Origin of the sequence: Winogradskyella arenosi (assembly GCF_003337305.1) — a bacterium.
Taxonomy (GTDB): domain Bacteria; phylum Bacteroidota; class Bacteroidia; order Flavobacteriales; family Flavobacteriaceae; genus Winogradskyella; species Winogradskyella arenosi.
This window is the reverse complement of the sequence record NZ_QPJO01000006.1, coordinates 48,980-74,097: the sequence shown is the minus strand read 5'-3', so window position 1 is coordinate 74,097 and position 25,118 is coordinate 48,980. Positions and strand designations below refer to the sequence as shown.

23 protein-coding genes are annotated in these 25,118 nt (G+C 36.0%); 9 read left to right on the top strand and 14 right to left on the bottom strand.

Translation table 11 applies throughout. The features are described 5' to 3' along the window. Position 1: 1 nt before the first annotated feature. Positions 2–790 carry a rhomboid family intramembrane serine protease gene (locus DFQ08_RS15010; protein ID WP_114310868.1) on the bottom strand — a complete coding sequence of 263 codons (789 nt, stop codon included), beginning with the start codon at positions 788–790 and terminating at the stop codon, positions 2–4. A 154-nt stretch (positions 791–944) separates the two neighbouring features. On the opposite strand from DFQ08_RS15010, the gene DFQ08_RS15005 reads away from it, so the two are divergent. After that, the gene (locus DFQ08_RS15005; RefSeq protein ID WP_114310867.1) at positions 945–2,222 is read left to right on the top strand and encodes a replication-associated recombination protein A; all 1,278 of its coding nucleotides are present in this window, start codon (positions 945–947) and stop codon (positions 2,220–2,222) included. A gap of 4 nt (positions 2,223–2,226) precedes the next feature. Here DFQ08_RS15005 and DFQ08_RS15000 read toward each other — a convergent pair whose 3' ends face one another. The 4 genes from DFQ08_RS15000 to radC all read right to left on the bottom strand — a co-directional run bounded on the left by DFQ08_RS15000 (position 2,227) and on the right by radC (position 5,849). Further along, positions 2,227–3,027, bottom strand: a complete 801-nt coding sequence (locus DFQ08_RS15000; RefSeq protein ID WP_114310866.1) for a hypothetical protein — start codon at positions 3,025–3,027, stop codon at positions 2,227–2,229. A gap of 14 nt (positions 3,028–3,041) precedes the next feature. Continuing rightward, a complete protein-coding gene (locus DFQ08_RS14995; protein WP_114310865.1) occupies positions 3,042–3,728 on the bottom strand; it encodes a YjjG family noncanonical pyrimidine nucleotidase in 687 nt (228 codons plus the stop codon). Further along, the gene (locus tag DFQ08_RS14990) at positions 3,725–5,020 is read right to left on the bottom strand and encodes a polysaccharide deacetylase family protein (protein WP_114310864.1); all 1,296 of its coding nucleotides are present in this window, start codon (positions 5,018–5,020) and stop codon (positions 3,725–3,727) included. Before DFQ08_RS14990 ends, DFQ08_RS14995 begins: the two co-directional genes overlap by 4 nt. A 127-nt stretch (positions 5,021–5,147) precedes the next feature. Then, a complete protein-coding gene (gene radC / locus DFQ08_RS14985; RefSeq protein WP_114310863.1) occupies positions 5,148–5,849 on the bottom strand; it encodes a RadC family protein in 702 nt (233 codons plus the stop codon). Between the two features lie 235 nt (positions 5,850–6,084). Between radC and DFQ08_RS14980 the strand changes: the two genes are divergently transcribed. From DFQ08_RS14980 to DFQ08_RS14945, 8 genes are all read left to right on the top strand, one after another. After that, positions 6,085–6,672 carry an FMN-binding negative transcriptional regulator gene (locus DFQ08_RS14980; RefSeq protein ID WP_245935452.1) on the top strand — a complete coding sequence of 196 codons (588 nt, stop codon included), beginning with the start codon at positions 6,085–6,087 and terminating at the stop codon, positions 6,670–6,672. Positions 6,673–6,683: 11 nt separating this feature from the next. Then, complete coding sequence (locus tag DFQ08_RS14975) at positions 6,684–7,091, top strand: hypothetical protein (RefSeq protein ID WP_114310861.1); 408 nt, start codon at positions 6,684–6,686, stop codon at positions 7,089–7,091. A gap of 188 nt (positions 7,092–7,279) precedes the next feature. Beyond that, on the top strand, positions 7,280–8,224 hold the full coding sequence (locus DFQ08_RS14970) for a tRNA dihydrouridine synthase (protein ID WP_114310860.1): 945 nt from the start codon (positions 7,280–7,282) through the stop codon (positions 8,222–8,224). A 201-nt stretch (positions 8,225–8,425) separates the two neighbouring features. Then, a complete protein-coding gene (locus tag DFQ08_RS14965; protein ID WP_114310859.1) occupies positions 8,426–10,606 on the top strand; it encodes a B12-binding domain-containing radical SAM protein in 2,181 nt (726 codons plus the stop codon). A 106-nt stretch (positions 10,607–10,712) separates the two neighbouring features. Continuing rightward, on the top strand, positions 10,713–11,273 hold the full coding sequence (locus DFQ08_RS14960) for a hypothetical protein (RefSeq protein ID WP_114310858.1): 561 nt from the start codon (positions 10,713–10,715) through the stop codon (positions 11,271–11,273). Then, positions 11,270–11,713, top strand: coding sequence for a hypothetical protein (locus tag DFQ08_RS14955; RefSeq protein ID WP_114310857.1), 444 nt, complete (start codon positions 11,270–11,272; stop codon positions 11,711–11,713). The genes DFQ08_RS14960 and DFQ08_RS14955 overlap by 4 nt, the downstream gene beginning before the upstream one ends. A 161-nt stretch (positions 11,714–11,874) precedes the next feature. Then, complete coding sequence (locus tag DFQ08_RS14950; protein ID WP_114310856.1) at positions 11,875–13,722, top strand: PLP-dependent aminotransferase family protein; 1,848 nt, start codon at positions 11,875–11,877, stop codon at positions 13,720–13,722. 126 nt (positions 13,723–13,848) lie between these two features. After that, a complete protein-coding gene (locus DFQ08_RS14945) occupies positions 13,849–14,148 on the top strand; it encodes an immunity 53 family protein (protein WP_114310855.1) in 300 nt (99 codons plus the stop codon). A gap of 45 nt (positions 14,149–14,193) precedes the next feature. Here the strand turns inward: DFQ08_RS14945 and DFQ08_RS14940 are convergent, their stop codons facing one another. The 9 genes from DFQ08_RS14940 to DFQ08_RS14900 form a co-directional block, all read right to left on the bottom strand. Further along, on the bottom strand, positions 14,194–15,552 hold the full coding sequence (locus DFQ08_RS14940) for a UDP-N-acetylmuramate--L-alanine ligase (RefSeq protein WP_114310854.1): 1,359 nt from the start codon (positions 15,550–15,552) through the stop codon (positions 14,194–14,196). Positions 15,553–15,747: 195 nt separating this feature from the next. Next, positions 15,748–17,151, bottom strand: coding sequence for a TolC family protein (locus DFQ08_RS14935; protein ID WP_114310853.1), 1,404 nt, complete (start codon positions 17,149–17,151; stop codon positions 15,748–15,750). Then, a complete protein-coding gene (locus DFQ08_RS14930) occupies positions 17,151–18,503 on the bottom strand; it encodes an HlyD family secretion protein (RefSeq protein WP_114310852.1) in 1,353 nt (450 codons plus the stop codon). Before DFQ08_RS14930 ends, DFQ08_RS14935 begins: the two co-directional genes overlap by 1 nt. Before the next feature lie 11 nt (positions 18,504–18,514). Continuing rightward, positions 18,515–20,173 (bottom strand): peptidase domain-containing ABC transporter, encoded by a 1,659-nt coding sequence (locus DFQ08_RS14925; protein ID WP_114310851.1) that lies wholly within the window; start codon positions 20,171–20,173, stop codon positions 18,515–18,517. Next, on the bottom strand, positions 20,174–20,854 hold the full coding sequence (locus DFQ08_RS14920) for a TetR/AcrR family transcriptional regulator (RefSeq protein ID WP_114310850.1): 681 nt from the start codon (positions 20,852–20,854) through the stop codon (positions 20,174–20,176). It lies immediately after the preceding gene. A gap of 118 nt (positions 20,855–20,972) precedes the next feature. Then, positions 20,973–21,926, bottom strand: a complete 954-nt coding sequence (locus tag DFQ08_RS14915; protein WP_114310849.1) for a tetratricopeptide repeat protein — start codon at positions 21,924–21,926, stop codon at positions 20,973–20,975. Positions 21,927–22,173: 247 nt separating this feature from the next. Then, positions 22,174–23,454, bottom strand: coding sequence for a hypothetical protein (locus DFQ08_RS14910; RefSeq protein ID WP_114310848.1), 1,281 nt, complete (start codon positions 23,452–23,454; stop codon positions 22,174–22,176). A gap of 155 nt (positions 23,455–23,609) precedes the next feature. Beyond that, a complete protein-coding gene (locus tag DFQ08_RS14905) occupies positions 23,610–24,341 on the bottom strand; it encodes an SDR family oxidoreductase (RefSeq protein ID WP_114310847.1) in 732 nt (243 codons plus the stop codon). Between the two features lie 209 nt (positions 24,342–24,550). After that, complete coding sequence (locus DFQ08_RS14900) at positions 24,551–25,072, bottom strand: DUF4136 domain-containing protein (protein ID WP_114310846.1); 522 nt, start codon at positions 25,070–25,072, stop codon at positions 24,551–24,553. Positions 25,073–25,118: the final 46 nt, after the last annotated feature.

Sequence of the window (25,118 nt, the reverse complement as noted above, 5' to 3'; positions counted from 1 at the left end):
TTTAATCGACCCCATTGTCCTCACTTTTTTTATAGGTATAGGTAATTTTAATATTACTTTGATGACTAGAACTTTGCTGTGGGTTTTTAACCTCAGCATCCGCCTCTAGATTAACCTCTGGTTCAGGTTCAAACGGAATAAAATTTCCATTTTCATCAAAATGTTTCATAAACGGGTCGTCCTCTTCATTATAATCGGGCGCTTCCCATTGATAACGTTCAGGTTTAGCAATTTGTCTTCTAAAAAATAAAGCGAATATCAAGCCTGTAATGAGTCCGCCTAAATGACCTTGCCACGACATTCCATTCTTTATCGGAAAAACATACCAAATCATACTTCCGTAGAAGAAAATAACGACAAGAGACAGTGCGATAAGCCGGTAATGTTTTGCGAAAATTCCTTTAAAAAAGATAAAACTCACTAAGACATAGATGAGTCCACTTGCCCCAATATGGTTACCAGAATCTGCAATAAGCCAGGTTAGAAATCCCGATAAAACAATACCAAACCCTATCACTTTCCAAGCAATTTTTCGGTAGAAATAAAACAAGGCCACCGAGAGTACTAACAAAGACATAGAATTGTTATAAATATGGTGAATATCGCCGTGTAGAAAAGGACTGGTTACAATACCTAAAAGCCCTTCAATTTTCTGCGGTCTAATTCCAAAAGCTTTAATACCACTATCTATCCTAACCTGATACCAAAACACCAACCATATAGAAAACAGGAGCATCAATGGATAAATGATGACCGAGTTAGAATATTTAAAATGTGTTGATCTCTGCATTGTTAAAGTTATAAATTAATCGTTTCAAAAGTGCATCCAAAAGTGGTAGATCTGAAATATTGTCAGCACCAACACCACAAGCTTTAGCGTTATTTTTATATGAATTTAAGCAATAACATTAAAGCATCACAAAAGCATTTTGTAATTTTGAATTATGAATATTCCATTAGCAGAACGCCTAAGACCACAAACATTATCTGACTATTTAAGTCAACAACACCTTGTTGGCAAGGATGGCATGTTGTACCAACAAATTAAAAGCGGAGTTTTACCTTCACTTATTCTTTGGGGACCTCCTGGCATTGGAAAAACAACATTGGCGCATATTATTGCTAATGAATCTGAGCGTCCGTTCTTTAAACTGAGTGCGATAAACTCTGGCGTTAAAGACATCAGAGAGGTTATTGATAAAGCTAAAAAAAGTGGAGGATTATTTACCGCCAAGAATCCTATTTTATTTATTGATGAAATTCATAGATTCAGCAAATCGCAACAAGATTCGTTATTAGAAGCTGTAGAAAAAGGCTGGGTTACCCTCATTGGAGCAACCACTGAAAACCCAAGTTTTGAAGTCATATCTGCCTTATTATCCCGCTGCCAGGTCTACACCCTAAACGCTTTTAGCAAATTAGATTTAGAAGCCTTATTACAGCGCGCCATACACGAAGACCAAATCTTGTCTAAATTAAATATAGACCTTAAAGAAACAGAGGCCTTACTGCGTATTTCTGGAGGAGACGCTAGAAAGCTCTTAAATATTTTTGAACTGTTAGTCACTTCTTTTGATACGACTGACATTGTTATTACCAATGACTTGGTGATGAAACAGGTTCAAAACAAATCTGCCCGATACGATAAGACCGGAGAACAACATTATGATATTATCTCAGCTTTTATTAAATCGATAAGAGGAAGCGATCCTAACGCTGCTGTTTACTATTTAGCTAGAATGATTGAAGGTGGTGAAGATGTTAAATTTATTGCCCGTCGTTTACTCATTTTAGCCAGTGAAGATATTGGGAATGCTAACCCAACAGCTTTAGTTTTAGCCAATACAACATTTCAAGCTGTTTCGGTAATAGGCCACCCAGAATCTCGAATAATTTTAAGTCAGTGCGCCACTTACTTAGCCAGCTCTCCTAAAAGTAATGCGGCTTACGAAGCTATTGGCAAAGCACAACAACTTGTAAAAGAAACAGGAGATCTTTCTGTACCCATCCCTATGCGAAATGCACCAACAAAATTAATGAAGGAGTTGGGTTATGGAGAAAACTATAAATACTCTCACAATTACGACAACAATTTTGCCCATCAAGAGTTTCTTCCTGAAGAAATCTCAAATACTAAATTGTACGACCCTGGACAGAATGCGCGCGAACAATCACAACGTAATTATTTAAAAGCCCTTTGGAAAGACAAATACGGTTATTAAGCGCTTAAAATTTTATATTTAGCACCTTATTTGTAACCGTTTTACCGTCATTTTCCGAATATACCCATGTTCCGTTTTTATTAAACACAATGGCGTTTTTTCCTTTTACAAGAAATACATCTTTAGCATCGGTAACCCATAGCACCATAACAACTTTGGGTTCTGAATTGACTAATTGGTAGCCTCCTGAAACTGCTTGGGCATAAAATAAATTGGTTGTATTATCTGTTGCAACATCAACTTTAGCTGTAGCTACCTTTGTTTCCGCTGTGGTTTCCGGCTCAACCTTTTTTTCTGAAGAAAGCGCCTCTGTGCTTACAAGCTCTACTTCAGCCGTCACCATTTCTGCGTCCATAGTATTGTTTGAAGCTTTTACATAGGCATAATCGAAATTCTGAAAAGTTTCAAAAGCGCCTCTTAATGCTAAATTATAAGCTTTATCAAATTCTTTTAAGCGCGACTCTCCTAACTCCGATGTCATCACCACTTGATCATAACAATCTTTAAGGCTGATTTCTAATTTTGTTGAAAACATGTTAGACTTATCATTAGAGACCTCAGCAACCAGACCTAAACAACGTTCTTTTTTTAAATCTTCTGGCAACTCATCAAGAAAATAAGCTTCGTAACCATACTTGTTAAATAAAAATTTGGCTAGAGAATTAAGTTGATATTGATCATCACTTTTTGAAAACTCAAAAGCATTAGGAATGATAATATACTTGTAATTATTAATACTGTTTTGCGCAAAAGTTGACATATAGATGACCGCAAAAGCAAACGTTAATACTATTTTTTTAAACATAATATAATCTAATTTTATAGGTGCTCCGTAAGCATTTTTAAATTGGTAATTCTTTTAAATCCGTGGTTAAAATCGGAATTTTTATAATCAAAATGTATGGTTTGCATTCCGATTTTGTGAGCGCCTTCAATATCGGCTTCAATATTATCACCAATCATAACGCTCTCACTAGCCAGTGCCTTAGCTCCACTAAGTGCAAAGTTAAATATTTTAGGGTTAGGCTTCTTTACCCCTACCATTTCTGAATTAGTAACGGTTTTAAAATACTGTTTAATATTTGAAGCCGTTAATTTTTTCTCTTGGGCTTCTTCAAAACCATTGGTAATGATATGCAGATGGTATTTATCCTTAAGATAATCTAAGGTTTCAAACGTTCCTTCAAACAAATGATTAAACGTAGAAAGATTATCGATATAAGCATCAGACAAATTATGAATCATTTCATCTTCAACCTTAACGCCTACCGCATCAAAAGCTTCTTTTAAACGCCCATAACGTAAGGCCGATTTTGTAACCTTCTCTTCTCTATACAATTTCCAATACTTAAAATTGATAGGCTCATAAATAAGTAAAAAATCCTCAAGACCAACTTCAATACGATTCATTTGAAAAATCTTTTCAAAAGTTAATCCAGAATTTTTATCAAAATCCCACAAGGTATGATCTAAATCGAAAAAGACGTGTTTAATCTTTTGCTTCATTCTTCAGATTCTAAAATTAAATTAAACAAGGTTCTAAAGCCTTTCCAGCGTTCTAAATCACTAAAGGAGTAATTATGAAACACAGGTGTAAACGTACCATTAACCGCTTTTACGGCTTTAATTACTTTTTGTAAATGTTCGGTTTTATCCAAAAGTGAGTGGTACTTCAGCAAAGCAAAATCCAAACAATGATAAGGGTTAATTTGCAAAGGAGTCTGCACCTCATAATCCAAATCATAAAACTGAAATGGTGTACAGGTCCCAGCCCTAAACCCTAAAGTATCTATATAACCCATGGTAAAATCTTGGTTTATCTCTAGCTCTACCAAATTCCTATAAGAAAGGGGTAAATTTAATTTGGAAAACGAATGTCTTACCGCGTTTAAATCTACATGGGTAATCGCTTCCATTTTAAGTTTTTCTTTCTTTAGCACCGTAAGATCGCTCAAAGAGAAATAAGAGGCCTTGATCCCCACACTACAATAATCGGCCACCGATTTTATGAGCGTAATAAAATCTTTTTTAGTGGTACTAATATTTTTATCGTAGGTTGAATAGTCACCAATTAAGAACAGCACAATAAATTTTACTTTACTCGATTTTTGTTTTCTCACAATCCATTTAAATGTATCGTAAGGATCGCGCTTAAATCCCATTAATACGGTGTAACGCTCATAGAGTTGCTTCAGCTTTAATCGTCTTAAATCATTAAGCGTTCCGCCTATTGTTCTTAGAAAGCCCTTGTTTTTGTAATAGTAAGCCATAGGTACATCTATAACGGGTTGGACGGTATACTTACGCTGAGGAAAATTATAATCCGGAAAACGCTCTTGTAGCACATCTTTAAGCTTATAGGCCCAAATATCTACAACCGGCTGATTTAAGAACTTATGATGATACGCTAAGCTTTCTGAGGCGAGAAACCGACCATAATCATCTTTTACGTGTGGCAAATACTCTTCGTAACGACTTAACAAGTAAAATGAAGCTGCAAAAATATCGAATGGTAAATCACTACGCTCGCTAGTTGCAAAAAAGCCTTTGGTTTGTCCCCAAGTTTGAACATTTATTTCAACATCAGACAAGCCACTGTCAAATAACAAATCGTTACTTCTTACAAAAAGTTCGTTGCTTAGCGGTTGCTTGGCATAAGACATTTTTAAACTATCGTGAGCAATAAAATCTTCTACTTTAGAAGTAAACACCACCTCTATTCCTAAAATACGTTTACAGATGTGTTTAAACGTATAGGTGACGCGAGGTGTAATTTTATGGGTATAAACTAATAACATAAGTTATGGAAGATTCTAAGCGCTAAAAATAATAAATTATAACTGCAATAGTGTGTTAATATCCTTTGAGTTCCATACGCAGACCGTATTTCTTTGTGTAGCCAAGACTCTAAACTCAAAACACCAATCACCCCATCTCATTTTCGTCTGCAAAACTATAATACGCATTCTCTGTAATGATAAGATGGTCGAGTACTGAAATATCTAAACTCTTAGCGGCTACGGTTAACTTTTGTGTAATGTCCTTATCTGCCCTACTTGGTTTTAAGGTTCCGGAAGGGTGATTATGACATAAAATTAAAGCAATAGCTCCAACTTCTAAAGCCGTTTTAAGGACCAAACGCACATCGACCAGAGTTCCGGTTATTCCCCCCTTACTCAATTGATTTTTCTGTAAGACTTTATTGGAATTATTAAGGTAAAGAATCCAAAATTCTTCGTGAGGCAAATCGCCAATAATAGGCTGCATCACTTCAAAAACCGACTGACTCGAATTTATTTTTTCTAACTGAAGCGCCTCTTCAACACGCCTACGGCGCCCCAATTCTAAAGCCGCCACAATAGTTATAGCCTTAGCTTCGCCAATACCCTTAAATTCCATTAATTGCTTTATTGACAATTTACCCAAGGCGTTTAAACTGTGATTAGCACTGGCATAAATCCGTTTACATAAGGCCACAGCACTCTCCTCTCTATTCCCTGAACCTATTAAGATGGCTATTAACTCCGCATCACTCAAAGCCATTTTTCCTTTATCACGGAGCTTTTCTCTAGGCTGATCATCATTAGACCAATTTTTTATTGAAAACGAAGGCGATTTATCTGACATACACTAAAGATAAAAAATTGTAAATTTCAATGCCCATTTAATTCAAAATAATATAAAAACTATTTAAAATCAGGCTGAAGCACTGAACAGATCATCATTTATTAAAAACCTAGAATTGAAAAATGAAGTCTGAATGCCCCTAAAAGACTATCTTTGATACTTTACCAAAATCTGAAGCGCAACGTTCAAAATCATAACGCCTAGCGTATTCTTCGTTTTCATTAAACCCAGCATTGTGTATCCACCCCAACAACACCAAGACAACACTAAAGATCATTTAATAGAGGTAATTAAAACTTACCCTTTAGCAACGGTAATTTCAGTACAAAATAACGAACCGCTTATAACCCATTTACCCCTCATTTACGAAGACGGAAAATTAATTGGCCACATTGATTGCCATAATCCTCAAGTGGAACATTTTAAAAATACTAAAATCGTAAACCTTATTTTTAGCGGGCCAGAATGTTATATTTCTCCTAGTATTTACAGCACAACTCAACTTCCCACTTGGAATTATATTAAAGTCCATCTTAAAGGCCGCATCAAAATTAATCCGGATAAAAAAGCATTAAAGCAATCCTTAATTGCTATGACAGACTTTTTAGAAGCCCCAGAACATCGCTATATTTTAGAGGCCGATAATCCTAGATTAGACAAAAATCTTGATTATATTGTCATGTTCGAAATTGACATTACCCATTGGGAAGGTAAATTTAAACTCTCTCAAGACAAAAAACCTACCGACATAGAAGCGGCACGGACCGAATTAATACGTGCTAACCAAAGCAGTATAGTCTCATTTTTAAATAAAATATTTTAAACCGAAAACCTATGAAATTTTTACTAACCTTTTTAATACTCCCACTTTTCATTCTAAGCAGCACAACCCAAAAAGAAAAGGTTGTTGGTAAATGGATTGGCGAAGACCAAAACGAAGTGGGTTATGTTCTTTTTGACCAAGAAGGCTACGCTGCATTTGAATTTAACGGTCAAGTTATGGGTGGTAAATCTTTTATCCTTAACGGAGAAAAAGGTAAGATGACGTATACCGTTGACTTTACCACAACCCCTATTGAAATTGATCTCACCCTAACAAAACTTGGAACCGGAGAGTCTAAACAACTTCTTGCCATTGCCGATTTTACCGATACGGATACCATGAATTTCAACTTAGCTATCAATGGTGAAAGACCAACATCATTTGACGAGAATGCTATAGTCTTAAGACGCGTAAAATAACATTCTGCAAACTCACATTTTAAGACATTTCTTTTAAAATAGAACTTTGGCTAATAGAGGTATTTAGCACACACTACCGGAATTCATTTTATATATCATCCTTTTTGAAGCCCCCTAGTGGCATTTATAATTTAGTTTTTCGTTATTTAGCAGATCTTAAAAATTGAACTTAAAAAACATAAAACGAAATGTCCTTAACACTGCTATCCTCTCCCCTACAAGGGTTTACAGACTTTCGATTTAGAAATGCTTTTAATCATTATTTTGGAGGTGTTGATACGTTTTATGCGCCATATATAAGATTCAACAAAAAGTTAATCATAAAAAACTCTTACAAACTCGATTTACAACCTGAAAACAATACAGACCTAGAGGTGATTCCGCAGATCATGACCAACAGCGCTGATGAGTTTTTATTTGTGGTCGATTATATTCAAGAGTTAGGTTACAAGGAATTAAATTGGAATTTAGGCTGTCCCTACCCTATGGTCACCAACCGCGGTATGGGCTCGGGTCTTATTTGCGACCCAGAGAAAATTAATCACATTTTAGAGCGCGTCCATCGTGAAACCGATATTTTGGTCTCTATGAAAATGCGCATGGGTTATGAAACTCCGGAAGAAATACTAGACACTTTTCCTATTTTAGATCAATATCCTTTAAAAAACATAGCAATTCACGCTCGTATTGGGAAACAACTTTACAAAGGTGGTGTCAATTTAGAGGCTTTTGAAACCTGTATAGCCAACACCAAACACAAACTGTACTATAACGGAGATATAACGACGGTAAGCAAGCTAAAAGACATGCAACTCCGCTTTCCGAGTATTGATCATTTTATGATTGGTAGAGGTCTAATTGCAGATCCGTTTTTACCGCAAATGATTAAAAATGATACTAGGACCTATCCAGAAAACAGATGGGATATTTTTAGAGAATTTCACGACACCATTTATCAGCAGTATGATGAAGCGCTCTCCGGACCAACACCAATAAAAATGAAGATGCAAGGCTTCTGGGAATACTTTGCCCAATCGTTTTCGAACCCACAGAAAGCCTTCAAAAAAATAAAAAAAGCAAATAATCCTAGAGCCTATCAACAGGCCGTTGCTGAAATTTTAAAAAATGGATAAGGTTTTAATTTTCTGAAATAATTTCCGCTTAAAAGCAGGTCTATATCTCTATTTTGATGCCCTCTTTAACCTCAGCTTTTCTTCAAACATAAAACTATATTACCGAGGTTTTACCCTTGTTTCTTCCGCATATAAATCGGCCAAAGATTTTACCTCTATATTTGCAAGGCATAATTCCACTTTCAAACTCAATTATAATCCGTGAAAGACCTCTTACTCATTACCCCACCTTTTACCCAGCTCAATACACCTTACCCAGGCACAGCCTATCTTAAAGGGTTTTTAAACACTAAGGAGATTTCAGCTTTTCAGATGGATTTGGGAATTGAAGTGATTTTAGAACTTTTCACGAAGAGCACCTTTCAGGAAATTTTTGAATTGGCTTACGAAAACGATCGTATTCAAACTGAAAACTGTCAACGTATTTATGCGCTTAAAGACCATTACTTAAAGCCATTAGAAGATATCATTTTATTTCTTCAAGGGAAAAATCAAACGTTCGCTAGACAATTATGTACGGACGGGTTTTTACCCCAAGCCTCACGTTTTGAGCAACTCGATGATATGGATTGGGCTTTTGGCTCTATGGGGCATCAAGATAAAGCTAAGCATTTAGCGACCTTGTTTATTGAAGATTTATCAGACTTTATTGTAGAATGTATAGATCCTGATTTTGGTTTTAGCAGGTATGCAGAACGCCTTGGACAAAGTGCGAATTCCTTTGATGAACTTTACGATAATTTACAAGACGATTACACTTATATTGATCAAATTACTTTAGAGTTATTAGAGGCACAAATAAAAAAAACGAAGCCTAAACTGATTTGTTTTTCTGTGCCTTTCCCGGGGAATTTATACAGTGCTTTTCGTTGTGCCCAATTTATAAAAGTCAATTACCCTGATATCAAAGTCGCTATGGGTGGTGGTTTTCCAAATACCGAATTGCGTTCCGTGAGCGATGTTAGAGTGTTTGAGTTTTTCGACTATATCACATTAGATGATGGAGAGCTCCCCATTGAACTCTTACATAAAGCTGTTGTTAACAATGAAACTAATTTTAAGCGTACCTTCCTTTTAGAAAATGGGAAGATTGTCTATAAAAATAACAGCACTCAAGCTGACTATAAGCAGCAAGATGTAGGCACACCAGATTATTCAGATTTACTTTTAGAGGATTATATTTCTGTGATAGAAATTGCCAACCCGATGCACAGTTTATGGAGTGATGGCCGTTGGAACAAACTGACCATGGCTCATGGTTGTTATTGGGGAAAATGTACCTTTTGTGACATCTCCTTAGATTATATTAAAATTTATGAACCTGTTGCGGCACGACTTTTAGTAGACCGTATGGAAACCTTGATAGCCCAAACCGGAGAAACTGGCTTCCATTTTGTAGATGAAGCCGCTCCTCCCTCTTTAATGAAAGCTCTGGCCTTAGAAATTATAAAGCGAAATCTAAGCGTAACTTGGTGGACAAACATTAGGTTTGAGAAAAACTTTACACAAGACTTATGCACCTTGTTAAAAGCTTCGGGCTGTATTGCCGTCTCCGGAGGTTTAGAAGTCGCTTCAGACCGTTTATTGGCTTTAATAGACAAAGGTGTTACCGTTGAACAAGTGGCACGCGTTACACGTCATTTTACCGAAGCCAACATCATGGTACATTCCTATTTAATGTATGGTTATCCCACTCAAACCGTTCAGGAAACGGTAGACAGTTTAGAAATGGTACGTCAGCTTTTTGAAATGGGTATTTTACAGTCTGGATTTTGGCATCAGTTTGCCTTAACCGCGCACAGCCCTGTAGGTTTACACCCCGAGAACTACGGAATTTCACCACATTACAAAACCATTACCTTTGCCAATAATGACGTAGATTTTACAGATTCTACGGGTATTAACCATTCAGAATTTAGCTTCGGATTAAAAAAATCGCTTTTTAATTTTATGCATGGAATTGGGTTTGAAATCCCACTACAGGATTGGTTTGATTTTGACGTTCCTGAAACTCAAATAGCGCCCGATTTTATCTATACCTGTTTGGCTGAAGACTCCGCATTCAATATTAAACCCACAGCAAAAATTGTATGGTTGGGCAAAATGCCGTTACTCTATGAATTTTCTAAAACTAAAAAGGGACAAACGAAGACTTTTTTAGAACTCACCTTTCACACTCCTGCAGAAAGCTTTGTAATCACCACAGAAAAAGATAAAGGACATTGGCTTTTAGACCTTTTAGAAACCATTACGCCACAAGAAAAACCCCAATCCTTTAAACAGATTAAGACCAGTTTTGAAACTCAATTTGAAGATTTTGAACTGTTTTGGTATTCAAAACCCATAAACACCTTACGCGATCACGGTTTATTGGTGTTATAAGTTTCTTCTGAACTATTTGCCATCTTAAAAAAATTCATAGAACTTTGAAGCTTCAAATAACTAGGGAAAGTTCCTTGGTTGCTAACTCAAAGAAAACTGTTTTTTAATGAGACGACACAAAGCCATTCGATATTTAATGGTCATATCTGTGTTATTGGTACTCGTCATGTTCTTAACCTTAGTGGTCAAAGAACATTATGATGCAATGACTACTGTGGTAATTTCTGCCGTAATCATTCTCCCTACCTTATTTTTTGGATATAAATATTTAGACCTTCATCATGAAGATTATGGCTATGAAAAACTCTCTGTTGTATTATGGGTTCCTATAGGCGCCGTACTGTGTTATCTTTTAAATATAGTGGCAGGTTTAGGAAGTATATTGGCCGTTGGTATAGTGGGGACTATCGCTTCATTCTTACCGCATCTTAGTGAAAAATCGCATTATTTAAAGCAACTACCTGCAAGTATTTATTGCGGAGCTTTTGTAGGAATGTCTAGTGTAGAAACCACACCTAACATTTGGTTTGTTCTTGCCGCAGGAACCTTAGCAGGTTTCTTCTTTATGATCTCAAAAAATTTATTCTTAGGCGTTGGCGGTAAATTAGGTACTATAGCCTTTGGTGGTGTTATTGCCGCTTCATTTATTTATTGGCTTATTGTATGACGCTCTTTATCCTTATCATATCCGGTATTTTAGGAGCTACTTTGACCTTTTTTATAAGTGAAAAGCTAAAGCAAGGCCCTGTTAAAGCCTCTGCTTTATTAGCCTTAGTCGTTGGCCTCTTTTTTTATTGCTTTCCGAATTGGCTAGACCCTTACTTAACAAAACACATTCAGGTTGTATTTATTGGAGCTTCATTCATAGGAATGGTCTCCGCTAGTACCATGAAAAATTATGCCTTATTAGCAATTGCAGGCACCCTTTTTACTTTAATCTACATGAGTAAAAGAAACGTCTTCAATGGTTATGGCGGTTCTTTAGGAACTTTAGCCTTTGTAGCCCTACTGAGCACTATGGCTTTTGCCACCGCGATAGCGGAGCAACGAAAAATTAAAGCTCGCATGACTTTTATTTGGAAGACCATAAAAAAACGGTTAAAATAAACGCTCTGCGCCAGGCTTCATCTAAAATACAGAACTAAGCGCAAGCCGGTATTCTTTAACAATCCCAAGATAAACTTAGGAAAACTATAACAAAGATTCTGTAAGGCTTTAAAGGCATTCTTAACTAACGTATCTTTACACCCTATTAAAAAGTGCAAATTATGCAAGATCACAACATACACCATTATATAAAAGATGTTTTAGAACACATGCCTTCAGATTGGCTAAATCTAACAACGCATCGCTTAGACATTTACAATGAAAAATTGGCTAAGATTGAATTTTTAGACGCCTTTGAAGCATTGTTTAAATCTAAGGATTCAGGGACAGCGGCCTTAAGTACATTACCTACCGCCTACGACTATATTAGATTAGGACACCCTCTATGTAGTATTTTAGAATGGGCTATTGCAAATTTAAATGGTTTACACTCAGAAAACGTTATTAGCTTTGGATCTCAAACCATGCCTATTCTAGCTATTCTAAGAACCAATTTATTTGCTGATAAAAACACGCAAATTCTTTATACTGATGCCTTACCAGAAGCTTTTGATGCCGAACTGATAAAGCGCGTTTATGGTTATAATTTTGAACTCAAAAAGATTGAAAAAACGGAAGCTATTTCTGAATTTGATGGGAGTACCATTCTTATTACGGATGACGCTCTTATAGGGCACTACGATTTAAACCCTAAGGTCGATTTCATCATCAGTTTACACCAGTCGTTAGGAAGTCTTTTAATTGTGAATGGCACAGAGAACGATTCTTATATTTCCGAAATTCAACATGTAAGAAGAAGAGAAACTGTGGCAATGACCCCGTCTCATTCTTTATTAGCCTTACAGGCCTTAGCGCATCAAACTCCTATAGTACCCGTGGAGCGTCAACGCGACCAAAATAAAACCAGCGTGTTGAACTCTCTTAAAGAAATTACGTCAACCTCAGCCTTACCTTTAGTTGCTTCAAGTGGACTTTCTATGCAGTATGCGATTATGATGGGCTTAGTAGACCATGCTTTAGAACAGCATAAAGGCAAGTCTATTAAATTTATTGTGCCTCCAAATTGCTATGGCGGAACTAACGATCAGGCTAGACGTGTGGCAGCATGTTCAGATTTGATAGAAGTGGTTGATTTACCGGTAGATGGCGATAACGATATGGTTCAAAGTATCAACACCGTATTAACAAAGGTAGCTTTAGATGATGCCGTTCCTTATATTATTGCTGAAATCCCTACAAACCCACGAGTTGAAGTTCCGGATTTAGAGGCTTTAAAAGCCGCTTTAAGCCAAGAACGCAAAACAGCGGACGGACATACCGCTATTGACCCTGTTTTTATCTTAGATCAAACGTTTTGCCCTAATGTTCATTTTCTAGGGGAAGGTGACATCCTGTCTACCGTAAGAACTATTTCTTATGCAAGTGGATCTAAATTTCCAAGTGGCGGAAAATGTACTGCTGGCTATTGTGTAGCAAACACCAAAGCTGAAGGACTTATTAAAACCATTGAGCAACACTTAAGTTTAGCAGATAACGAAGCTACGGATTTACAATATGAGATCTTAGCAAAGCAATTACCTTCTATGAACCAAAGAATTGCTGCGGCTTATAAAAATACACGCGAATTTGTAAACTTTATTCACGAAACGCTTCCTGAAGCTAAAATCAATTTTGTCTCAGAAGAATTAGCCGCTCAAGGGTTTACGCCTTCTGTATTTTCATTAGACCTGCCAACAAAAGGGAATACTGCTGAAGAAAAAGAAGCCTATAAACGCGACTTAAATCTTAAATTAATCCATTTAATGATTTCCGAAATTCCTAACGAGAGTAAATACTGTGTGAGTTACGGGCAGTTAAAAGGCTGTTATTGGACGGTTCCTGCAACATCGACGCAAGGCACCACGAAAGAAGGTGATAAAGATTATATTGCTCGTGTGGCCTTATCACCAGATATGGATATGGAGTTACACAAGAACGTATTTTTAGACTTTGTAAACAGCATTGCTTAACGACCTTTAAAATCCGCTCTTAAGGCAATATTACAAGCGGTATAATAAATAACAAAACGTATCGAGAACAGCTTATTTCACAGCGTTCTCGGTATCGTTTTAGATAACCATCAACTTTAATAACACATGGAAATTTTAGACTGGATACAAAATTGGTTCAAAGCGAATGCTGATGGCGAATGGGAAAAGGGCGATGCCATACAGATTACAACTTTAGACAACCCAGGTTGGGATGTAGAAATTGATATTTCTAAAACCTCTATTGCTAATCTTGAAATTAAGTGGGTTCTTAACGAAAACGGTCGACAAGATTGGTACGGCGTAAAGATTTCTAATCAAAGATTTAGAGCCGCTGGTGATACCAGTAAACTTACGTTTTTGTTGAATTTATTTAGAGAGATGATTGAAAAAATTGAAAATGAATAAGACCTACCTATTCATTTTCAACATTTCTAAAGCTTAAGTATTTTATTACTTCTCAAATTGAGCTTTTAAGGCCTCAAAGTCTAAGCCTCCGTAATTTCCTGAACTCATTAGTAGTAACGATTTCTGGTTAAAATCTTGCTGAAATAAGAAGGTTTTAAATTCTGTAGGATCTGTAAAGATCTTTAAATCGTCGCGTTGAAATGCCTCAGCAATCTGTGCTTCAGAGATCGCCTCTAATTTCTTAATTTCAACAGCATTTGGAGAGTAAAAAACAACTGCAACATCTGCAGCATCTAGGGCGCCCTTATATTCTTTTAAAAACTCTGTATTAAGACTGCTATAGGTATGTAATTCTAAACAAGCTACTAAAGTTCTATCGCTATACTGCTCCTTCAACGCTTTTGTTGTTGCTTCTACCTTACTTGGAGAATGAGCAAAGTCTTTATAAGCAACACTAGAGCGCGATTCTGCTATTTTCTCTAAACGCTTACTTGCGCCTTTAAATGTAGCAATAGCTTCATAGAAATCATCTTCATCTACACCCATATGCTGACAAATCCATTTGGCACCAGCTAAATTATTTAAGTTATGTGCACCAAAGATTTCAATAGGCATTGGACCTTCAGAGGTTTCTATAAATGTTTCACCATCTTCTACATGATATTCTGGCGTAGCATATCCAATTTTTCGAATTTGATTCTCTGAAGCTTCAACCACGCGGCAAACTTCAGCATCTTCCTCGTTATAATTTATACTTCCTCCTGTAACGATAGAATCTACAAATATTTTAAACTGATCTACATAATTCTCGTAGGTAGGAAACACGTTGATATGATCCCATGCAATACCACTTAACAGAGCAATATTCGGTTTATATAAATGAAATTTAGGACGTCTATCAATCGGCGAACTTAAATATTCATCGCCTTCTAAGACCATAAAATCATTATCATCCGTAAGCTTCACCATAACATCAAAGCCCTCTAATTGAGCTCCAACCATAAAGTCAACATCACGATCATGGTAATGCATCACATGTAAAATCATAGAAGTGATTGTGGTTTTACCATGACTACCCCCAATAACTACACGTGTTTTATTTTTGGCTTGTTCATATAAAAACTCAGGATAACTGTAAATTTTCACGCCGAGTTCTTGGGCTTTTAACAGCTCCGGATTATCCACTTTTGCGTGCATCCCTAAGACTATAGCGTCTAAATCTGAAGTGATTTTTTCAGGATACCAACCAAAGGCTTCAGGCAACAATCCCTTCGCATCTAATCGTGATTTAGAAGGCTCAAAAATAGTATCGTCGCTTCCTGTTACTTTATAACCTTTATTGTGAAGTGCTATGGCTAAATTGTGCATTGCAGCACCACCAATAGCTATAAAATGTACGTTCATAGTATCCAAAAATATCTTGCGTAAAAATACTATAAGTTTTTTGAAATCTGAAGCCTCAAACCAGGAACATTTGTAGGTTTTAAGCAGCGAAGACTTAGACTATTTTTAATAAATTAGGCTTGATTTATTTCGAACTAAAACAGAGCTCTTTATAGGTTGTAAACGGTCTCATTGCAAAATACATCCTAACAAAGCTTACAATTCAGGATTTACTGCTAGACTATTAAACAACTTCGCTTTTACACTAAAAAATTTATTCTGAAGTGAAATGGCTTTTAACTGGCCTTCAATCAATTTAGATTCTCTAGAGTTAATTAGAAATAACGAACTTTCTCCCAACTGAAACTTTCGTTCTTCAGCTTGAAGCATCTGCTCATAATCAGAAACCATTTCTACTGTAATTTCATTCTGAATGGTATAAGATTCTAATTCTTGTTTTAGAGCTGTAATTTTATTCTGAAGTTGCACACGAGTTGCGTCTATTTCAAATTCGGCATCTTGTTGCTTTAATTTGGCAAGCTTTAAATCTCCACGTTCTTTTCTTAAAAATAACGGAAAACTGACGGTTAAACCTCCTTTATAGTTATCCGTATTAAACGCCTGTACATCATCATAACTTTCGTTTAAAAAATTATACTCTGCCTTAATTTTTGGTAAAAGTTTATTCGCCTTTAAGCGTCGCGATACCTCTAAACCTTCAAGTTTATAGCCTAAAGACCTCATCTTAGGGTGGGCTTCTAAGATTACATCTTGTGTTTGCAACTGATTGAGATTAAACGTCGCATCGACTATGGCTTCAGAATTTACATCAGGAATCATATCGGGTTGTAACTCTACTGGAATATTATTTTCTAACCATAAATAATTGGAGAGTTCTAATGCGGCTTTCATGAGTTTCACTTTAGATTGCTCCAAACTTAATTTCCTATTATTAACTGCAATCCGTGCTTCTGTGGCTTCAATTTCTGCATTTTCACCCACGGAAACCCCTTTTGAAATTCCGGTATAACGCAATTCAGCATTAACCAAAATTGATTCAAATAGTTTGAGTTCTTTATAGGCCTGCAACCAATTAAAATACACCAAAGAGGCCTCGTACAAAATGTTATTCACATAGAGATCTCTATCTAATTTAGCCTGCTCTTTATATAATTTAGCTTGTTTTAGAGCTGCCATACGATTGTTAATCCACAGGCCCTGCCCTAAAGGCACAGCAACACCGGCGCTAAACAAACCATCGTCAGGTACGGTAGATTCCGGATTTAAATAATACCCCGAATTGTCATCAAAAGCCGCTTTAACCTCAACCCCGAACCAGGTTGGGATTTTAAAAGCGCCATTAAGTTTATCGTAATATTCTGTGTTTTTAAATTTCTTTTTACTGTAATCGACTTCTAGTTTAGGATCAAAGGCCCCACGAGATTTTAATAATTTCGCCTGACTTTCATCAATAACCAACTCTGCTTGCTTTACTATAGGGTGAAACTTTTTGACGAATCCTAAATACTCATCAAACCGCAGCACGTTAGAGCGCTCGTTAGACTGTGCTAAACCAGAGTAGAAAGACATTACTACTAGTATGGTTAGTATATATCTCATTATGATTTGGTTTTAGCGTTGTCCTTATTCTGAGGTTGATAATAATTAGGCGGAAAACCATTTAGTTGTCGCCATAACTCGTACCAAATAGGAACATCTTCTAGCAAGGCCATGGTATAAGCGCCAGATCCCGCTCTAATAGCCTCGGGCCAAGCTTGCTCCTCTTCATCTGGAGCTAGTAAAACTCTAAACTTACCATTAGGGCTAATAAAATTCTCTATTGCTACAACTTTGGCACCATAAGTTCCGTAAGAGATGTCTGGCCATCCGCTAAAAATCATCGCTGGCCAACCATCAAACTGAACACGTACTTTCTCCCCCAAATTTATTAAGGGTAAATCTATAGGTGCCACATAGGTTTCTACAGCTAAATCGACATGTGCAGGCATCACACCAACCAAGTCTTCACCCTCTTTAAAGGTCTGCCCTACGCCCCCTCTAATAGCCTTATTAATATAACCATCATAAGGGGCGCGCACAAAACGAAGTGCGTTACGCATTTCGTAATTGGAATAAGCATTTTCTAATTTAGACACCTGTGCTTCGGTATCAAATTGACTTGACTGTGCGGTGTATTTATCACTTTGTGCTTTCGAAATTTTATCGGCATACATGGCATTGACTCTAGATACCTCAACCTGAGCATTGATCACTTCATTTCTACTTGCAAGCAATTTGTTTTCCTGTGAAATTAATTTTGCTTCTGTTTCTTGAAGCTTAAGCCGAGCGTCTTCTACATCTTTCGTAGCTTTAAAACCTTCCGCTTGTAGCGTTGCAGTTCGGTCGTATTTTGATTGTGCTATAACTATATTCGTTTTCGCCGCTTCAAAATCTATACTATCACTTTTCACCTTTAATTTGGCTTGCAACAACTTATTCTTAGCTTGTTCTAATTTTAAGCCACGCTCTTTAGACAAGGCTACAATTTGTCGCTCTAAGGCTTTAACCTTTTCTTGATAAGAGCCTACCGATTGCGCTTTAGACGAACGTTGTTCACCCGTCCGCTTTACTAAGTCGGGATCAAAATATTCACTTTTTATTTCCGAAATTTCCATAATGGTATCGCCTTGCGCTACAAAATCGCCCTCAGCAACAAACCACTTTTCAATTCTACCCGGAATCGGTGATTGAATAGTTTGCGGTCTTTGATCTAAACTTAGAGTCGTAACATTACCATTTCCTGATATATTCTGCGTCCACGGTAAGAACAGAATAAAGACAATAATTATAGCGGACCCCAATAAAAAACGATTAAAATATTTATAATAGCGTCCATTGAAGATGCGCTGACCTGACTTAAATTTTTTTAAATCTACAGACTTGTTAAGCTGGTTATTTGAAATGTTTAACATTGTAAATTCTTTTAAATTATTTGTCCTTTTTTAAGCGTAACGATTTGGGTACAGTGGGTTTTCCATTGATCCGATTTACTCACCACAACTAAAGCCCAAGGGTTTGTAGGATCCGTTAAGAATTTTACGATACGTTCTGATTCATCATCTTCAAAATACTCTAATGGATCTTCTAAAATTAAAATTTTAGGTTTATTCACAATCGCTCTAGCCAAGGCTATTTTCTTTGTAATGGTATACGACGTTTGTTTTCCTTCTGGATTTAAAATGGTATTTAATCCTTTTGGACTTTCTTTTACAAAGGCATTAAGTTCTACTTTGTTAATAGCCCATAAAAGCTGTTCTTCAGAAATATTTTCATTACCAAAAGTGATATTCTCTCTTATGGTGGCCTCAAAAGGGGTTTCATCTGATAGCGATAAACCTACGTGCGATCTGTAATGGTTAATATTTATGTTTTTTAAATCATAATCATTGATAAACACACGTCCTTTTGTTGGCTCTACAACGCCACCAATTAAGCGGAGTAAGCTTGATTTTCCGGAACCACTTTCACCAGTTATTAACAATTTACAGTCTGTTCCTATTTTTAAAGAAATGTTTTTCAATATGTGTAATTCTCTATTGGGCACACCGTAAGAGACATTGCTTAATTCAATATTAAATCGGCCATTAAAATGAGGCTTATCCCCTTCTTGACTTTCCATCTTCTTATCGACCACCTGGCCCATTTTTTCTAAGGAAGTCAACACATCGTAGAAAGATTCTAATCGCAATATTAATTTTTCAACAGAAGTAATCACCAAAAGAATAATAATTTCAGCAGCCACAAACTGACCGATATTCATCTCCTGATTTAAAACCAATAAACCTCCGATTAATAATAAGCCGGCGGTAACTAAAACTTTGAAGCCTACCATTTGCATAAATTGGATGACTAAGATCCTAAAATGCTTTTCTCTCGACTCTAAATAATCGTTGACTAGGGCGTCATTTTTATTAATCGCTAATGAGGTTTGACCAGAGAGTTTAAAGCTGACAATAGCCCGGGCAACTTCCTGAATCCAATGCGCCACCTTATACTTATACTTAGATTCTACCAAGCTGGTATCCATTCCTGATTGGGCTGTAAACTTAAAGACCACATAAATGAGCACAAGTAGCAAAATACCAAATGCAATAAAAAACGGATGGTAAAAAGACAGCAGGATTAGTGCGAAGACAATTTGAAGAATCGCTGCAGGAATATCAACTAAAATTTTTGCTAATCCTTTTTGGATGTTTAAGATATCGAAAAAACGGTTGGCCAATTCTGGAGGATACTGATTCCGCAGTTCACTCATTTTAATTTTAGGAAAACGATAGGTAAACTCAAAAGAAGCCCGCATAAAAATACGCTGCTGAATGGTTTCTATAATCCGCAATTGCATAAGTTGTAAAACCCCAACAAAAGCCACACCTAAGGTCACTAAGATGACTAAAACCACCCACGAGGTACTGACCTGTGCACCTTGTAATAAATTAATTATCGCCTGTATCCCTAGGGGTAAAGTTAGACTTAGTATCCCTGAGAAAACAGCGTAATAAATAACTTGTAATATATCTCGTTTTTCAAGTTTTATTAAGCCTACAAATCGTTCCCAAGGCGTCATCACATTTTTATTTTTCATCTACGCGTCGTTTTTTAAGGTGCTAAGGGTTATTTTTTTAAAAAATTCTGAAGGACTAACATCGGCATTACAGTTGGTTATAGACGTAAAATGTTCTTTTAGAAAATGTTGATGCAACGCCCCTTCTACAATAGTACTGGCTAAACTAGAAGCAAACATATAGTTGGTATTGACTTCTAGAATCATGTCTTTTATACGCGTAATCATACGCTTATAAACACTAAAATAACCTTCTTTATTTTCGGTATCAACCGCTTTGGTTAAGTATGATTTTGAGGATTCGTTAATGATAATTTTATGTAATAAAACCTCATTAATATGTGAGAAACTATCATCTTGTTCTATAGTTCTCGTAACGACTTCAATCGCTTTTAATAATTTGTCTTGGGGATCATTGATGTTTAGTGTAGCAAACACCATTTGGTATTCAATCCATGCCCAATACCATGAGGTTAGGTAAACAAGCAATTTGTGCTTACTTTCAAAATAACGGTAAATAGAACTTTCGTTAGATCCGATTTCTACCCCTAGTTTTTTAAAAGTAAAACTATCAAACCCTATTTGGTCTATGAGTAATATACTATGCTCAATAATTCGTTTTCCTAATTTAGAAGACTCAGGATCTTTAAGATATATTTTATCAGGGACTGCAATTTTTAAATTGGAAAGAAGACTACGCATACTCAAGTCGTTTAATTGCAAATATAATAGCAATACTATTACAATTTAAGAATTAACAAAAGATTAGCAGTTATTAACTGCAGCCCGACTCAAGGCTAAATCGAAATACTTCAAATGATTACATTTGAATAATCCGCTCCTTTTCTTCCTTAAAAACCTCAATATTGGGCAAACCTGAAATGGCCTTATCAATCCATTTTAACGCCACGAGCTTATTTTTTTTATGCTTATAAATTTGTGCTAAACGATAATACGCCCAAGCTTTAGGAACGCCATCTATTGCCGAGTGGTGCGACACATAAGCTTTAAGGCATTTTTCGCCTTTATCTAATTGAACATTATAATCTGCACTTACTTTTCCTATTTGATAATGTAGAGCGTTTCTCTGATGATGGCTATAAGCCTCTTCTATATTCTTAATCGCTTTATCAGGTTCATTTTGTTCTTCAAAAAACTGAGTTAACTTTTCGTAACAGGTTACAGAACCGCCAACTTTAATGGCCAATTTATAATACTTCTCAGCCAGTTCAGGCTCATCGTCATATTCATACACATAACCTTTGGCTAGATAACCATCAACTTTAGACAGTGCTTCTAATTCGGAAGCATATTTTAAGGCTTTTGAGGTACTCCCTCCAATAATTCCAGGCAAAGACACATACAACTCTACTAAGGCCCAGCGCGTATCTATATGCTTCGGATCGAGCTCTGCCGCTTTTAAAAAAGCCTCTTTAACATCTCCTATAATTCCTAAGGCTTTAATTTTACTGATGCTAAGCGCTTTCATTCCTAGGGCTCCTCCATATTTATAATGGTAATTGGCATTCTGAGGCTCCTTTAGTTTTAACTTTTCGTATTGCGCAATAGCCGCATCCCATTTCTTTTGATGTCCATAAGCGTCGCCCAACAACTCAATAGCCTTGAGATCTTCTGGATTACGGTCTAAAAAAGTTTCCATTTCCTGTTGCGCACTTTTATACGCTTTATTTTCCAATAACTTTTCAGCTTCCTCTAGCGAGGGTTGCGCATATCCGATGGAGGATAGTAATAGAAAAAAGAGAACTCTATACATAGTATTTGGGTTATTAAACAAAAGTACAATTAAAGATTTAGTCCTAAAATCTTAATACGTTAAGGTTTAGTCCTTCATACACATTGGCTAATTAACAGCATTTAAAGGGCTTATTTGTTACTAAATGCATTTAAAATTTATATTATTTAAGGAGAATTATTGAATTACAACGTTAATTAGGGTAATACCTGCTTCTTAAAAAGTTATTAAGCATTATGATATAAACACAACAACAAGCTTAAGTTATTTAGCGATGAGAAGGGTCGTCATTAATAAATCTGAATCGTTGTTTAAACAAGGGAAAATCTGAAGGTCGTAAAACCTTACACTCCACACGTATTGAATCTTCTTTAAGCAGGCTTTCAAAAACCATTTGACCTGTTCCAATTTCTTTATAATTCAATCGTAATGGGTCAGGATTAATATAAGGGTTAGATAGTTCTATAACATTATCCAATGAATCTATAGAAGCCGCATAAACAGACACTAATTGATTGTCATCAATAATTTTAACATAGCCTGGCTGCTCCATAATTAGATACCTCCACGGAGTTGAATCTACAGTCTTAACAAGAGCTAAATTCGATTTTGTTTCGAAGGAGGACACTTCATAAACACCATAAAATTTAGAGTTCTTAAATTCACCGTTTATAATAGCATTCCTATTGTACAATTTGTAACCTGCTACAATACCAATTAAAATAATGAATGCTAATTTACCCCAGAGTATTCTAATTTTTTGAATTGGGTTACTTAAGAATTTTGGTGTTGGAAGTTTTGGTAATGTTACCTTTTCTCCACAAAACAATAACAACACAAAACTCTTAGCGTCTTTACTTAGAAGAAACAATGTCATTAGCAGTAAATTGGTCGTGAGTATTTTCAATGGAATATCGAAAAAATAATTTACCGCAACGATATTAACCATAACAACTAAAGCTAACAAGGCTCCAAAAGTTGCTGTTCTACGAAAAAACAGAAGCAACCCCATAACCTCAAGCCCCCCCATAAATATACTATAACCTTTAGAATACCCGAAGAATGACCATGCCAATTTTATTGGAGACATTTGACCATTTGAAGTGACTAAAGTCATTAGGCTAGGTTCAGAAAATTGAAGATGAAACAACTTTACTAAACCATAATTGATCAGTATAAACCCTAGGTAAAACCGAACCAAAACATGTAACCCATAAAACAAATAAGGCTCCCGAATTCTGTTCTTACTTAAAAATGTCCAAAAGAGAGCTGCCAAAGTAGAAATCCCAATAAGACTCCCAATAACAAAATAATTAAAAGATGTATCTGAAAAATTATTAACGATTAATATAGTCTTATCAGAAATTTGAAAAACCTCTGTTCCTATAAAATGTAATAAACCATTTATAAATTGTTTAGATCCCTTTAGCACACTTCCAAGCCTGCCAAGTATATCATATAGCACAAATAATAAAAAATAAGAAAATAAAAACCTTACTACAATTAGCTTTTTACCACTCCATTTTTCGCTTCGTAGGTCGTTTGTCATTTATAACATTTTAGAAGAATGCTCTAAAGATAAGATTCTTATTAGAAACACAATGCAGGTGTGAATTGATATAAACTAAAACCCAACAAATCTACACTTACAGCCTAAATGTTTTAAACCAAATAATCTAAAAGTACAAACACCACAAAACATTATTATTTTTTCGCGCTTGGCGGTGTTGTTGGTCGCACCTCTATTTTACTCGGTAGCGTTCTAGGATTCATCCGTAATACATCGACAACAAGCTCACCTAAATCTTCGCTCTGAATTTTCCAAGCCTCATCTTCAGAAGGCTCATTACCGTTAAAATGTGTGGATACTGAACCAGGCATAATGGTACTGACTTTAACACCGTATTTCCTTAGGTCTAACATCACTGCTTGCGTAAACCCAGTCACACCAAATTTACTAGCGTTATACGCTGACCCCGAAGCAAAGAAGTTGGCTCCAGCTAAACTCGAAATGGTAATATAATAGCCTTTAGAAGCCTTAAGCGCCTCAACACTTGCTTTAATAGAATTAAAAGCTCCGGTTAAATTAGTATCTATAGTATCGTTCCATTGCTCTATAGTTAAATCTTCTATACTTGAAAAATGTCCTAAACCTGCATTGGCTATAACTACATCCAATTGTCCGAATGTATTTAAAGCTTGTTCTACGGCTTTAGCCTGACTCTGAAATTCTCTCACATCGGCTTGAATACCAATAATAGAACCTACACAGTTGGTTTTAGCCGCTAACTCTTTTGCAGCTTTATCTGCAGCCGTTTGAGATCTACTTGTTATAACCACTTTTAAACCTTGATTAAGCAACGCTTCGGCAATGCCATATCCTATTCCTTTTGTACCTCCTGTAATAAGGGTTACTTTTCCTTTTAAGTCTTGCATATAATATTCGTTTTTTGGTTTTACCCAAATTTACAAAACTAGACCAAAAGCTAAAATTTTAGACTGTTAGAAGAATGCTAAATATCATCTTGTTGTCCCGCACCAACTTTGCGTTATCAACACGTTTTTAGAATAACAAAAAATTCTATTTTTCAAACCTTATAAACATTTAGAAAATATAAAAGCTCTTCAACCGCTCTATTATGGAATTACTTTTCCTCCGGAGGATAGGTGGCAAAAACCTTTTCTACAAGTTTAGTAAATTGCGCGGCCCTTTCTTCTGGTGTCGCTTTAACGTCATAACGGTATTCAGCCAAGGCTTGCCAAAACATTCCTGTTTTTGAATCGTCTACAAATTCAATACTAATTTCTCGAGTCTGTTTATTTTGATTCACCGGAATTCCTACAGAAATTCCTCCTCCCACTCGGCCACCACCGCCACCAACTCCAATCCCCACATTACTACGATTAGCATTTTGTAGATTTTGGCTTTGAATATCGATGTAAAAATCGGGGTGTTCTGAACGCTGCAGTCCAAGAGTTTCTAATTTCTGATCTATAGCCCTTATAATACGTTTGGTATCTAATTCACTTAGACCCGTAGTCATGTCTCCAAAATAATTATAGGTTTTGTAGGACTTAAAATCTGTAGATTTCTCGTAATCATAATTTACAATTGAGCCACAGGAACTCAGGATAAAAAGAAGTAACAAAAACTTTAAATTTTTCATCTTTTTTATTTTAAAAGTATGAAAAATCAAGCACTTGAATAAATCC

Excerpts from the sequence above, each read along its gene's own strand:
- DFQ08_RS15010 (WP_114310868.1), bottom strand. The coding sequence starts at position 790 with ATGCAGAGATCAACACATTTTAAATATTCTAACTCGGTCATCATTTAT.
- DFQ08_RS15005 (WP_114310867.1), top strand. The coding sequence starts at position 945 with ATGAATATTCCATTAGCAGAACGCCTAAGACCACAAACATTATCTGAC.
- DFQ08_RS15000 (WP_114310866.1), bottom strand. The coding sequence starts at position 3,027 with ATGTTTAAAAAAATAGTATTAACGTTTGCTTTTGCGGTCATCTATATG.
- DFQ08_RS14995 (WP_114310865.1), bottom strand. The coding sequence starts at position 3,728 with ATGAAGCAAAAGATTAAACACGTCTTTTTCGATTTAGATCATACCTTG.
- DFQ08_RS14990 (WP_114310864.1), bottom strand. The coding sequence starts at position 5,020 with ATGTTATTAGTTTATACCCATAAAATTACACCTCGCGTCACCTATACG.
- radC (WP_114310863.1), bottom strand. The coding sequence starts at position 5,849 with ATGTCAGATAAATCGCCTTCGTTTTCAATAAAAAATTGGTCTAATGAT.
- DFQ08_RS14975 (WP_114310861.1), top strand. The coding sequence starts at position 6,684 with ATGAAATTTTTACTAACCTTTTTAATACTCCCACTTTTCATTCTAAGC.
- DFQ08_RS14970 (WP_114310860.1), top strand. The coding sequence starts at position 7,280 with ATGTCCTTAACACTGCTATCCTCTCCCCTACAAGGGTTTACAGACTTT.
- DFQ08_RS14960 (WP_114310858.1), top strand. The coding sequence starts at position 10,713 with ATGAGACGACACAAAGCCATTCGATATTTAATGGTCATATCTGTGTTA.
- DFQ08_RS14955 (WP_114310857.1), top strand. The coding sequence starts at position 11,270 with ATGACGCTCTTTATCCTTATCATATCCGGTATTTTAGGAGCTACTTTG.
- DFQ08_RS14950 (WP_114310856.1), top strand. The coding sequence starts at position 11,875 with ATGCAAGATCACAACATACACCATTATATAAAAGATGTTTTAGAACAC.
- DFQ08_RS14945 (WP_114310855.1), top strand. The coding sequence starts at position 13,849 with ATGGAAATTTTAGACTGGATACAAAATTGGTTCAAAGCGAATGCTGAT.
- DFQ08_RS14940 (WP_114310854.1), bottom strand. The coding sequence starts at position 15,552 with ATGAACGTACATTTTATAGCTATTGGTGGTGCTGCAATGCACAATTTA.
- DFQ08_RS14935 (WP_114310853.1), bottom strand. The coding sequence starts at position 17,151 with ATGAGATATATACTAACCATACTAGTAGTAATGTCTTTCTACTCTGGT.
- DFQ08_RS14930 (WP_114310852.1), bottom strand. The coding sequence starts at position 18,503 with ATGTTAAACATTTCAAATAACCAGCTTAACAAGTCTGTAGATTTAAAA.
- DFQ08_RS14925 (WP_114310851.1), bottom strand. The coding sequence starts at position 20,173 with ATGAAAAATAAAAATGTGATGACGCCTTGGGAACGATTTGTAGGCTTA.
- DFQ08_RS14920 (WP_114310850.1), bottom strand. The coding sequence starts at position 20,854 with ATGCGTAGTCTTCTTTCCAATTTAAAAATTGCAGTCCCTGATAAAATA.
- DFQ08_RS14915 (WP_114310849.1), bottom strand. The coding sequence starts at position 21,926 with ATGTATAGAGTTCTCTTTTTTCTATTACTATCCTCCATCGGATATGCG.
- DFQ08_RS14910 (WP_114310848.1), bottom strand. The coding sequence starts at position 23,454 with ATGACAAACGACCTACGAAGCGAAAAATGGAGTGGTAAAAAGCTAATT.
- DFQ08_RS14905 (WP_114310847.1), bottom strand. The coding sequence starts at position 24,341 with ATGCAAGACTTAAAAGGAAAAGTAACCCTTATTACAGGAGGTACAAAA.
- DFQ08_RS14900 (WP_114310846.1), bottom strand. The coding sequence starts at position 25,072 with ATGAAAAATTTAAAGTTTTTGTTACTTCTTTTTATCCTGAGTTCCTGT.